11 protein-coding genes are annotated in these 13,036 nt (G+C 32.3%); 5 read left to right on the top strand and 6 right to left on the bottom strand.

The genetic code is table 11. The annotated features are described in order from the left end of the window. Positions 1–38 precede the first annotated feature (38 nt). Positions 39–1,664, bottom strand: coding sequence for an FAD-dependent monooxygenase (locus tag SB717_RS00890; protein ID WP_074684438.1), 1,626 nt, complete (start codon positions 1,662–1,664; stop codon positions 39–41). Between the two features lie 951 nt (positions 1,665–2,615). Next, entirely contained in the window at positions 2,616–2,894 is a 279-nt protein-coding gene (locus SB717_RS00885) for a hypothetical protein (protein ID WP_098622272.1), read from the bottom strand. 854 nt (positions 2,895–3,748) lie between these two features. Here SB717_RS00885 and SB717_RS00880 point away from each other — a divergent pair. Then, the gene (locus SB717_RS00880; RefSeq protein ID WP_098622273.1) at positions 3,749–4,222 is read left to right on the top strand and encodes a hypothetical protein; all 474 of its coding nucleotides are present in this window, start codon (positions 3,749–3,751) and stop codon (positions 4,220–4,222) included. Between the two features lie 411 nt (positions 4,223–4,633). On the opposite strand, the gene SB717_RS00875 is transcribed toward SB717_RS00880, so the two are convergent. Both SB717_RS00875 and SB717_RS00870 read right to left on the bottom strand, forming a co-directional pair. Beyond that, on the bottom strand, positions 4,634–5,278 hold the full coding sequence (locus SB717_RS00875; protein WP_410903003.1) for a DUF7010 family protein: 645 nt from the start codon (positions 5,276–5,278) through the stop codon (positions 4,634–4,636). Between the two features lie 481 nt (positions 5,279–5,759). Beyond that, a complete protein-coding gene (locus SB717_RS00870) occupies positions 5,760–6,653 on the bottom strand; it encodes a sigma-70 family RNA polymerase sigma factor (protein ID WP_410903002.1) in 894 nt (297 codons plus the stop codon). Between the two features lie 774 nt (positions 6,654–7,427). Here SB717_RS00870 and SB717_RS00865 point away from each other — a divergent pair. Further along, positions 7,428–8,177 carry a formylglycine-generating enzyme family protein gene (locus SB717_RS00865; protein ID WP_410903001.1) on the top strand — a complete coding sequence of 250 codons (750 nt, stop codon included), beginning with the start codon at positions 7,428–7,430 and terminating at the stop codon, positions 8,175–8,177. 63 nt (positions 8,178–8,240) lie between these two features. Here SB717_RS00865 and SB717_RS00860 read toward each other — a convergent pair whose 3' ends face one another. Then, positions 8,241–8,513 carry a hypothetical protein gene (locus SB717_RS00860; RefSeq protein WP_410903000.1) on the bottom strand — a complete coding sequence of 91 codons (273 nt, stop codon included), beginning with the start codon at positions 8,511–8,513 and terminating at the stop codon, positions 8,241–8,243. Positions 8,514–8,557: 44 nt separating this feature from the next. Next, on the bottom strand, positions 8,558–8,959 hold the full coding sequence (locus SB717_RS00855) for a DUF1878 domain-containing protein (protein ID WP_098622275.1): 402 nt from the start codon (positions 8,957–8,959) through the stop codon (positions 8,558–8,560). A gap of 1,301 nt (positions 8,960–10,260) precedes the next feature. Between SB717_RS00855 and SB717_RS00850 the strand changes: the two genes are divergently transcribed. The 3 genes from SB717_RS00850 to aroQ are packed head-to-tail and all read left to right on the top strand — an operon-like array spanning position 10,261 to position 12,895. Further along, on the top strand, positions 10,261–11,442 hold the full coding sequence (locus SB717_RS00850) for an MFS transporter (protein ID WP_098622276.1): 1,182 nt from the start codon (positions 10,261–10,263) through the stop codon (positions 11,440–11,442). Positions 11,443–11,492: 50 nt separating this feature from the next. Further along, positions 11,493–12,395, top strand: a complete 903-nt coding sequence (gene aroE, locus SB717_RS00845; RefSeq protein ID WP_410902998.1) for a shikimate dehydrogenase — start codon at positions 11,493–11,495, stop codon at positions 12,393–12,395. A 56-nt stretch (positions 12,396–12,451) separates the two neighbouring features. Continuing rightward, entirely contained in the window at positions 12,452–12,895 is a 444-nt protein-coding gene (gene aroQ / locus SB717_RS00840) for a type II 3-dehydroquinate dehydratase (protein ID WP_410902997.1), read from the top strand. Positions 12,896–13,036 lie beyond the last annotated feature (141 nt).

The following is a 13,036-nucleotide window of genomic DNA, read 5'->3' as shown; positions in this document are numbered from 1 at the left end:
TACATATAAGAATTTTAACCTATTTTAAATCAGGCGTATTAGTTTATTTGCCATAGTATGCTGGTCATGACCTGTTTAAGTATTTGATAATGATTTGATACTCTCTCTTTTGTACGCCATGCTACAAAACCGTCTGATCTTATCAATACAGCTCCTTGAGAGGTAACATCGTACAATGCTTCCCAGCTATCCTCAGACTCGACACAGTCCCCTTGTGAACCGATACTATAAACATTAATAGGGACACCTAAGTGAGAAGATATATTTCGGGCAGCAGTGCGCCAAAGGCTATTATCTTCTCCCGTAAATAAGACGAAATTTTCACCTATTAAATCTAAGGTAGATATACGCTTATCTTGATACTTCAACCACATATGCGGAGCACGTGTACCCGGTCTTCCGTTTAGTTCTAATTGATCCATTCTATGTGGTGTATCGAAGTTTTCCTTGATAATGGCTGTTGAGTTATATTTATATCCTACAGTAACTGCAAGATGGTCCATACTATTGAGGGTGCTTACACCTTTCTCTATAACACTAAATAACAAATCACTGGCATATTTCGTTGTTACTTCTGCAGCATAGTGTCTCTCATCATGATAAGTTTGGAGCAATCGTGGATGGGCTTGTTTGTGTATCACTGCAGCCAACTTCCAAGCTAAATTATGAGCATCTTGAATACCTGTATTCGAACCAAACCCTCCGGCAGGTGGCATGAGATGCGCTGCGTCTCCAATTAGAAAGACTCGATTATCTTGAAAACGAGTAGCTGTCTGTTCTGCAGCTGCCCAAGGTAAAATACTGAAGATAACAATATCAAGATTTGAAACTCCTATAGCTTTTTTTATAATCTCACAGCATCGCTCTTTAGAAAAATCCTCCGGACTTTCTCCATTTGAGGGATTATAGGCCACGTGGTAAATCCATTCATCGCAATTGTTAACGGTGATGAGCGCACCAAATACTTCTGGATTTAGAATTTGAATCCAGCCAAACTGGCTAGCTTTTAGAAAGCGACTTAGATCAGCCTGAAAATAGATGTTAATGTAATGTCCGCCGATGACTCCTCTTCCTGTAGTTGGAATTTTTGTATGTTGACGAATTGTGCTTTTAGCACCATCTGCCGCAACTAAATAATCACTTCGAATCTTTTCTTTCTTTCCTGTCTCTCGATTTATTATAGTGGCTGTTACTCCTAAATCGTCTTGGTGATACTCTATAAGTTCGGTATTATAGCGTATATGCCCTTTTCCCTCTTTAGTAGCTTGCAGAAGGATAGGTTCTAGTTCGATTTGATAGCATGATGCTGGCTTTGAAGGGCTCACCTTTTCAAAATTTTCTATTCTCTCTTTCTCAAGAGCTTTTTGGGAGTTCTCCGCCGTTTCTAATTTCTCAGGGTCTATGCTTTTGATTGTCTCTACAGCAATCCTTCCGCGAATATTATCTAATGGTTCGCTAGCAGTACGGATAGCTGCCTCCAATCCAAGTTGTCGAAATAGTTCCATCGTACGAAACGTAATCCCTCCGGCTTTTGGATGGATAGCTGTACCAGTGTGTTTTTCAATGAGTAAATAATCAACGTTATGACGTGCCAAAAAGAGAGCAGAGGTAAGTCCACTAAGACCGCCACCTACTATTAAAACAGGAACATGTTTGTGTATCATAGAAATTTTCCTTTCAATTTTAAATGTACCCATGGGCCTTACTGAATTCAATAATCAAACTATAATATAAAAAAAAATGAAATTGTAGACTGTTTTTAGGTTATGTTTTATAATGATAATAGAGTACGCACCAAATAAGGGGCGTTTTTTTTTGCTATAACTTCTTAAAAGAACACTTACCAACATTAATGGAAATAAGAGATACTTCCTCACTTTATACATGTATTCCATTCTGTATTATCTTACTGTCTGTGTTCGTATATTTTATACATGTTAAGTTCTCATAACGAATTTTATCGGTATGAAATAGAAAAGACACCTTTTAGTTTCAATATCTAGTAACCGTTTTCATTTTCTGCTTTCTCAAAATGATTTGATAGGTTATAATAAATATCTACAAAAATATTAAATGATATGTAAGTAACAAGCAATTACACCCTTAATATTTAGCTAAAAGAAAAACCCACCTCTGACAAATCAGGTGGGTTTTTCTTTTTTAGATGTATATGATACACATCCTCAGTCAACATAAAACCAATTACCGTAATCAAAAAAAGACGTTCAATTAAGACGTCTTTTTTGTTGGATATAAGAAATTATCCAACTAGTAACAAAAGTAACAGGAAAGATAAGGAGAATACGAATAGTACTTCCTTGAAGCCATTCTATATCAAACAAATCTGCAATAATAAAGATTATTAAAATAACAATTAAACTGGAAATTACTCTGGTTATATAGGTTTTCAAATTAAATTCTCCTAATAAAGTTTGTCTTAATAATTATATCACCGTTTCTTTACTGATTTACATAAAATTAGATATGAGTATCGTATACAAAGTTAGTTAACGTAATCCACATTCTCGGAAAAAATATAAGGATAAATAATATGACAATATGAGTTTTTTTTAACTCTCAGTTGGAGCCATTTTGCAAAAGTACAATGAGTTTTTTTACACTTGTTGACTTTTTCTCTTAAAAACGGAGAGAAACAAAAAGTAAATAACAAGGCCCGCAGTAAAGGCTGACAATGCACCAAACACTGTTCCTTCTGAAACAAAATGATTTCCCTCTACTTGAATATTAAATAATTCCTGGCCGAAGACTATTGGTTTTGAAGTCACTTGAGTGTAATCAAAGATTACGAAAATAATGGATAACAAGAAAAGTGTACAAAAGTAAAAAAGTAAAAAACGAATACCATTTGAAAAATACTTTAAAAGTATTTGCATAAAACCACGCTCCTTTTTCCTTATAATTACATTTTACCATATTAGAAAGTGAGAGAAATCAATGAATACCATATACAAAGCCAGTTAACATAATGCTTTTTACTGGAAAATAAGTGTCAGTATGTGTCGAACGGGTAATATAAAAGAAATAACATCAGGAGGGGAGGACATGCTGGATAATTATGAACGGTATCTATTCTATAGAGAGATGAAAGGTTTAATTGCAGATTACAATAGGTGTAAAGATTTAGCTATTAAAAATGAATTATATCATCAGATAGTACTTCTCAAAAAAGCACTTAAATATAAACGAAATAAGATCTTGAGATAAAATAGGCTATCTATTTATTAGGGAAAACGGTTTATCTCTCAAATTAAATTGTTTTTCTCTTTTTTTATGTAAATAGACTTTTAATCTTTAAAATGAAATAAAGAAATAATAAATATGGGAATAAAAAACTCTACCTAAGGTACCTAGCCAGATGGCAATTGACTTCTTTTTAGTTTATATAAAAGATATTGGGAAATTGATCACATGAATGTTAGTATTAGAGGAAACATTCATGTGATCATTTATTTAACCTCATCACTACGTGGTGAAATTTTATTAAAAGTTTCTCCTAACCGAGGGGAACACTCTTACATAAGAAAAGGCAGACTTAGTTTCTTTCCTTAGAGCCGTAAAGCCAAGTAAATCTTTTAATAAAGAAATGATTTTTCATATAAATATTGTGAATGTTAATTTTTTGCAGAATTGATCGGTAGATTGCTGAGTTGATTATAGGGAATGATGTTCCCTTTTTAGTTTGTTATAATAAAGTTATATATAATACGGAGGGACAGAGGATTTAAATATGATACTTATTAAAAATAGGGAAGAAGTAATAAGAGAAGCAAAGTATCAACTTCACCTGACTATGGATGATTATCAAACTAAAATTATCTCTATTTTTGATAAACAACGTATTCTTGTGAATCAACGAATTAGATTGATGATTCTATTATCGGATATAAAAGAACAGGCTGTATTAATTGGAAAACACTCTGCAGCCAAAGGGAGATTAGAATATGAAGGACAGGATCAACTAATTACAGAAGTTGTAGATGAAGTTCCTTTCCAATACAGTAGAGAGACAGTAACCGATTTGGAAAATAACATACAAATTAGTAAAGGCGAAATTGAAGGGCTAGCAAAAGAGTGCGGATTAGATACTGAAGAAACAATCAACCTCAAGGCTCTTTTACTTAATTTAAAAGTATCTAGTTACATAAACGGGCATTATGAAATGTATGTAAAAGATAACACTTTATCTTGCAAAAGAACCTAGAATGTTAGGATAAAAAGGGGCTCTAGATTCATGTATATCCTATACAATTCTAGTTACCATAATGGATTTTCTAGGAAACGAAATATATTTTATAAAAAATATTTATATTTCATGTTTCATTTTTGATCAAAAGGGTAAAGTATAATGATGGATTGGAATTTTACAAGAGACAGTCTTTTTAGATCTGTTTCTTTTTTTTATATAAGATTATAAAACGAATAATAAATAGCAACATGAGCAAACTACTCCAGAAGTCTTTTAAGACTTCACTCACACCTTATTTTCATCTATCAGTAGAAAAAACCTACCTCTTTTGACTGGGAAGAGGTAGGTTTTTTCTGCTTTTTTAGATGACTACGATATATACACCCTTAGTTAACATAATGTAGTTTGCCGGTAGCAAAAAGCACATTATAATCGTGTAGATACCTTACTATTTTCATCTCTATGCTGGGCCATGCTAAGTAGCCTAAATCCTTTAAGGCAAACGATTACTCCAGTTACCCATAATATTAAAGCTGATCCAAAACCTACCGATACCCACCATGCCATAATTTGATAATCATTTATTATTATTTTCACAGGAAAGGTTAGCATTACAATAGTTGCAAGTAAGCACAGAAGTGTCCCCGTAACATAATAAATTGGAACCTGAAACAGGGATGCTAGAGGAAAAAAATGAGCACCGACAATAAGAGCCATAACAGGAACAAACAAATTTAAGTGATTAGTAGATACGCAAATAAAAGCAGCAATAGCAATCAAGAGACCTTCTAAACTAAAAAAAATACCGAACCATCTATTCTTTTTTCTCCAACGATCTCTATCCTCTTTAATTACTTCATTAGATAATTGACTAGAACTCTTTATTAATGCAAATGCACTGATAAATAATACGACTCCAATCAATAAAGATAGGGTGATAAATACAGGGAATTCCCACCCTTGCATTCCTCTAATTCCAATTCCTGCCCAAAGAGTACCGAAAAATGCCATGAAGATAACTCCAGAAGCTGTACCACGCACAGCAGCTCTAGGAATAGTAGCTTGAGACAAATATTATAACCTCCTTTTTTATTTCCATCTAAGTCGTCCTATACTTATAATTTATAAACCAATTGTATAACTTATTCTATTGAAACTATCTATAATGAATAAAAATTTGTTTATTGAGCAAACTACTCAGGATGCAATAGAGCATCAGCGTAACATCTATATTTCAACGACTAGGGAAACTACTGTGCAGGAGCAGTAGTTTTTCCCTTTTTTATGTTGTATAGAATATACAAAGTTAGTTAACGTAATTACTCTTGCAGGAACTAAAAAGCCCTTTTATCAAGGGCTCTTTGCATCTTATAAATTACGATTTCCTGAATAGTCATAAAATAACGGATTTGTAGAGAAAAATTTGTTTATTAAAAAATGAAATGACAAATATCTTTTTAAATTCATGCAGAAAAATTCTTTTTGCTTGTAAGATTTATTTTAATATCGAATGAATATATCTATTGTTTAAAATAAGTAAAGGATACAGCCTTTAAGTGGTCAATTTCTTTTTTCGCAATCGGTTTAACCTTCGTTGAACCCCATACCTTGATCGTCCTATAAGTTGACCGATTTCTTGTTGAGTACGACCTTCCTCGTAGAACATATACCATAGACGAGCATCTTCTTCTTCCGTCCACTGTTTTTTTTCATATTTTGGACGATTATAATAATCATATTTCCGTTGTTTCCTTACCCAATCCGGCTCTGGCAAAAGAGTATTTGTAGGTATTTTAGAAAAATTAAGGAGCTTTTTATTCTGCTCAGCCCATTTCCAAAAGGCTGATACTTCAATTCCTACAAATTTTCGTGTTTTTGCCCTCGTGATTTTATGAGGCAATTCCTTTTTTTGAATCCATTTATAGATAGTATGAACATCAATTTGAAGACAACTTGCTAGTTCATATACTGTCATATTTCCGGTATGGGCTTTTGCTCCATATAAACCTAAGCGATTTAATCTAGACTCTAACGCTGGTATACTTCGCTGCAGTTGTATAGATATGTGTTTAAGAGATTTGGATCCATAATGCTTTAGTAGGTATTTATCCTCTTGTTCCGTCCATCTACGCAGTGTTTCTCGTCGTGTTAGTTTTAATATTTTAATACGAGTAGCAATAGAAGAAGGACTCCTACCTAAATGATTTCCTATTTCCCTATTATTCATGATAGCAATGTTTTCATTTAAGAAAGTATCTTGCTCTGTTGTCCATTTTTTATGTAAGCAATTCTCCTCATTACGAAGGTTTAATCGTATAATCCGTTTATTAACGGATTCTTTGCTACGGTTTAAGTATTCACCCATTCCTTGGAACGTCATCTGTCCATAATGTTTTTTAAGGAATGAATCCTCCTCTATGGTCCATAGCTTTTGATTTTTACTCAATGTTATCTGCCTCCAGTGCGTGCAGAAATCTTAAAGTGAAGAAGACAGTAAAAAGGACGTTAGTAATCTGTACTAACGCCTTTAAGGATATTTATATTTATGGATTAGTAGTGCTTTTATTTGTGGTTACCTAGATTAGTTATAGAATACCGTATTATAGGTATGTATATAATATATCATATTTTCACATGGACAAATAAATATAAATTTCTATTTATAAAGCTATAAAGTACTTAGGTATTACTTTTCAAGAATACATCATATGTTTAAGTAGAAATGAAAGTGTATTGAAGGGAGTTATAACGTTATGCATCGGATAAAATTTATGATTAAACAATTCCTAAAAGAGCCTTTGTGGTTTAAAATACTAATTTCTGCAACATTACTTATTTCAATTGTTTTTAGCAGTTCATTTTTTTCTAATAATGCTTATTTTCAAAGCTGCTCTAAAATAGCTGCGGCAATCTTTTTTTGTGCATATGCTATTAAATTTAGGAGGAATCTTGTAACCTCTGTCATCTTATTTACTTCAACAGTTATATGTATTTTCCTATCCATTCAGGCAATATATAAGTAATTAACGTAAGGTTAGTTCAATAATCTAATATATAATAAACGCTCTGAGCTTTTATACCTAGAACTTTCATTAAGCCAATTAAAATTCACTTGATATACATCTGAAAAATATGAAAATATGTAATGGGTTAAAGGATGTTAGCTTTTATCTAAAAACTAGAGTCTATAAAAACGCTAATTTAAGGCTAGGAGAGGAAAATGTTAGCTAACTTAAATGACTACTTAAAAGATTTAATGGTGTATACCCCTGAAGGAGAAGTCCGTCTACGAGATTTTCGAAACGAGCAAAAATGGATTAGTTCAAATTATAAATTTGGAATGCCAGGTGTTAGAAAAAATCTAAAAGAAGTTATTTGGAACGTTGAAATCAAGCCATTTTATCTTGCAAAATACACCGTAACAGAAGAACTTTATACAACTATTACAGGGGGAAAATTTTCAACAACGACTGAGGCTAGAAAACCGGTTATTAATGTTTCATGGCTAGATGCTGTGAATTTTTGTGATTTACTGTCTGTTACGCTGGGTTATGACAAGTTTTATGATTTTGATAATAAAAGTAAATCCGTTATATGCAAGTATAATACGAATGGTTTTCGTTTACCGACAGATGCAGAATGGCAATATGCATGTAAAGCAAACTCAAAAGGGTATCGGTATGGTGAAATAGATGAAATTGCTTGGTATAAAGATAATTCTAACGAACGATTGCATGAGGTTGGTGAGAAAAAGCCTAATGAATGGGGATTGTATGATATGATCGGGAATACTTGGGAGTGGTGTTGGGACTTATACGATGAAGAGGTATTTAGTAATTATAGAATAATTCGGGGAGGAAGTTGGGCGGAAGAAGAACGTGGATGCGGAGCTACTTGTCGTCGCAAAAGTATGCCGGATTTTTATATAGATGATATCGGATTTAGAATTGCCAGATCAATCGTTCAATAAATCATAAAATTTGAATTGGTATCCATTATTCGCATTAAGGAATCCATTTTCATGGTTCATTAGTTAACATAATGGACGTTCTAGACACCAAGAAGAGCATCTAATTATAGATGATAGATGCTCTTCTGTTTTCTTTTTATCCATTGGTTTTATAACCAAGCTTATAATTATTGCTAATAATCCTAAAACCCCAAAGATAAAATGGAGAATATAAAAGTCATTATCTCTAATATATCTGATAACAAATTGACCACCAAATATCAGAAAAAACAACAGTCCAAAGTGTAATGCTGGATTCTTCATAATCCAACTTTTATTACTAACATCCATTTCCAACCCTCACTCTCCTTATATGCACATAAGCACTTTTCATGATTTTTTCATTCTTCTTTTAAGAGATTTAAGAGAAAATCGCAAACTTCATTTTGGATAGACTGTTTCCTTAGACTAGACAATAAATACTCTAATTCGAATTCCTGATAAAAAACCTTTGTAATATACAATTTAAATTCCTCTAGAGTGGGTTGTTCTGAGTTGTATACTTTATCTAAAGGGAGGTTAAATTGAGAGAGCAAATGATCATCCTGATTTAATATTGAAATTTCCTCATCCTTTAATCGGTGGTTAAATGCATGGAGTACTTTTAATAAGACGTTTACTTGGTCCTCTTCAAATTCATGGTCAATAGCGAAAATAAAAAAGAGATGTTCATCAGCATTAATCATGTGCTTCATAAGGTTCATTTGATATTTTAGTAACTTTACCTCTTTCACTATATCCAATGTGGTCACATCTTGCTTCAAAAAATCATTGCGGTACATAATGTAAATTTTACCATAAATCGAGGTTTCGTGGTATGGATACGATATACACCCTTAGTTACCATAATCAATATTTCCGGAACCACGTACAAAAAGAAACCTTGTCGCAGAACAGAGCCTGACCCCTGTTTTGACACAAGGTTCAGGCCAAATGATGATGCTTTTTATTTTATTAAGAGTGTTAAGACTAAATGGAATTTGTAAAAAAATTATTAAAAGTATAACATATTTTTTTACAAAATAAGGTACCTTTAAGATGTATCTTTCTTTGCAGTATGATGTGTAATATCTTTCCTCTAAAGAAATAAATGAAGAGAAATCCTCGAATTTATTTAAGGACTTTTTAGTAAACAGGTTAGGGTTCTTATGTTGTATGCAAATTTGGACTTGCCATAAATTTATTTTAACAAATAAAATAAATATTAATCCGGTAAAATATATAATAATTAAACATTTTTAATTAAATGTTATTGTTGAATATTAGCTTTAGAATGCTAAATCAAAGGATTCAAGAATAAATATTTGAATGTTGAAATGTTAAAATAGCTTATGAATCAAGGATTAAAAGATTTTGTCACAGACTTGACACATTTTATTTTCAGGAGTATATTTGTCTCGTCGGTATATTGTTATACTAAATTGAATCGCTTACAAATTACCAGACTGATAATAATTAAGTGTTATTAAAAATATATTATTATACTGAAGTTATTCATTTATAAAACGTCAAATTTATAATTCTTAATAATTCCTAAAATTAGATCGATCTAAAAACGTTAAAAATATCATTTTCTTTACATTTAAAATTAGATCGATCTAATAATTTATTTAATATTTATATATTTGTCTGAGAGAATAAGTTCTAATAAATTTTTAGTATAACAATACACTCTCGTTTAAATATTAACTTGTGTCATGCAACCTACAGTGTAAATGAATTTTAAAAATTTGTTAAAAAGAAAGCGTTTCAATTAATGGTAAACTGCTTAAAAAAATTCAGTTAGAAAACTATGTGTTTTTTAATCAATCTAATCTCTGCAGCAAAAACTCCATATAAAAGATATTAGCCAGGAGTGATGTCTTTGGTTTGAGATATTCTAATTATTAATTTTATTATCTTAAGATTTTTAGAATGTAAAATAATATTGGTTTTGAAAGAGGTGTTGCTTAAAAAAGTACTGATACTAGAGTAATTTGAAATATTTGAAAAACCAAAAATTAAAGCTTTTGTTTAAAAAGGTTTTGTATATAGGAGTGAAAACATGAAAAATTCTTACATCAAATCATCTTTCGGGATGTATATGAACTACTTAATGCTCGGTATGATTAACATTATTATTGCATCAAATATGGACAACTTATCAGAACGCTATGGTGTAACTATTGCAAAAATTAGTTTACTTGTATCAGCTATAGGAATTGGTAAATTAATTGCTCTATTCTTTGTCGGTCGTCTTTCAGATGGTTGGGGTCGTAAACCAGTAATCATTACTGCCAATTTTCTTTATTTATTATTTCTAGTAGGAATACCGACAACAACAAGTTATGTACTTGCTTTTGTCTTTGCGATTTCAGCAGGTATTGCTAACTCATTACTTGATTCAGGAACATATCCAGCATTAACAGAATCGTTTCCGACAAAAGCGAGTTCTGCTTCTGTGTTAGTAAAAGCATCCGTATCGATTGGGGCAACATTACTACCATTTATAATGGCAATCTTAGTCGCAAACCATATCTTCTGGGGCTGGACATTCTTTGGAATGGGCGCATTATATCTATTAACTGGAATTTATTTGATTTTTATGCCATTTCCAAACCACAAATTAGTTTCAACGAAAGGAGGCGATGTAAGCCAAGCAGACTTTAAAGAACAGCCAAAGTTTCTTGGCGAAGGCTTAGCCATTATCCTAATGGGCTTTACTTCAACAGCATTATTCGTTGTGTGGCAAACATGGTTACCCCAATTAGGAACAAAACTTATAGGACTCGAATCTAATCAAGCAATACAATTGCTATCTTATTTCAGTATAGGTGCTCTTGTATCTGTACTTTTACTGGCAATTATGTTGGATAAATTTATTTCACCTATTATGATCGCAATCATCTATCCAATTGGTGCCTTCTTATCCATGCTGACATTATTCATGGTGGAATCGTACAGTTTTGTAATAGTAAGCACATTCTTAATGGGATTATTCACATCAGGTATTTTCCAACTAGCTCTAAGTATTATGATGAAGCTTTTCCCTGCAAGTAAAGCGACAGCATCTTCGTATGTAAATATCGCTGCGAGTTCAGCTTTTATTCTTGTACCCATTATTACGAGTGGTTTAGTAAGCTCACTTGGAATTTCAATGACATTAATCTTCGACATGATTATCGCAGTAATTAGTGTCATACTTGCCGTATTTGTATTGACTAGACTAAAAAAGATTTTTGGCTAACGAAAAACAAATTTATCAAGTGAATATTTAATTTAAAGGAGATTTTTAACATGACACACACAGTACATGAAAAAAACATTGATGGAAAAACAAAATTAGTAGGACTGCTTGCAACACCCATTGGACACAGTCTTTCACCACGAATGCACAATCTTGGTTATACATTAGCAGGGTTAAACTATGCATACCTTGCATTTGAGGTAGGGAATAATGAATTAGAAAAAGCAGTTAATGGTTTTAAAGCTGCAGGGGTAGCAGGATTTAATGTATCCATGCCAAATAAAATGAAGGTATTAGAATACCTTGATGAGCTAGATGATTCAGCTAAATACACACGAGCAAGCAACACAGTAGTTAATCAAAATGGTGAATTAATTGGTTATAATACAGATGGCCTCGGATACGTAAAAAATTTAATCGACCACGATGTGAAACTTGAAGGTCAAAAAGTAACACTGGTTGGCTCAGGTGGTGCTGCAACACCAATCGCTATTCAGTTAACGCAATCTGGAATTCGAGAAATCAGTATTTTCGCTCGTAATGATGAGTACTTTGCTCAAGCAGAAGAAAACGTCAATTATATTAATAATGAAATGAAGGAATTCGGTGTTAAAGCCAACATTTTTCCGTTAGAAGATAAAGAAGCTTTCCGACGTGAGGTAGCAGAAAGTGCTATCTTGGCTAATGGGACAAGTCTTGGAATGAAACCATTAGATCACTTAAGTATTATAGATGACACTTTAGATGTATTACGTAAAGATTTAGTTGTAACAGATGTAGTGTACAATCCTCAAAAGACAAAATTATTAGCTCAAGCAGAAGAAGCAGGTGCTAAAACAATTAATGGTTTAGGAATGATGTTATGGCAAGGTGCTTTAGCATTTAAATTATTCACAGGCGTTGATATGCCAATGAAGCAAGTTAAAGAAATTTTATTTGCAGACAACAAATAATAAAAGAAAAAAATTTATAATATTTAAATATAAAAAAACTGATTGGAGAGGCAGTCATGACTAAAATTTTAATGTTACATGGTGTAAATCATAATATGTTCGGTAAACGTGACCCTAAACAATACGGTACGATTACCTTAGACGAAATCAATAATAATATTGCGCAGTTAGCAGAAGAGTTAAAGGTTGAGGTAGAAACATTCCAAACAAATCATGAAGGTGAAATGGTTGAAAAAATTCATGAAGCTTTCTTATCAAAAGTAGATGGTGTTGTACTCAATGCAGGAGCTTGGACACATTATAGTTATGCAATTCGTGATGCCTTAGCGATTTTAACAGTACCAGTTATAGAAATTCATATGTCCAATATTCATTCACGTGAGGCTTTCCGTCATAAATCTGTGTTCGCAGAAATTGCGACTGGGCAAATTTCGGGATTCGGCGAGGAAAGTTACTTACTAGGTATTCGAGCAGCAGTAGCAGCAAGTTCTAATAAATAATTCTAATCAATATAAAATGAGAACGCCTGATAGTTACATTATGGTGTAAAAAATTATCTAATGGACACATAGAAATTTCATTTTGAAGTAAGATGTAATTTTAAGTGAATTATTAGAGATTCCATTTTATTTTTGACAACT

The organism is Priestia sp. SIMBA_032, assembly GCF_046535215.1.
Taxonomy (GTDB): Bacteria; Bacillota; Bacilli; order Bacillales; family Bacillaceae_H; genus Priestia; species Priestia aryabhattai.
This window is presented reverse-complemented; position numbering and strand designations above follow the sequence as displayed.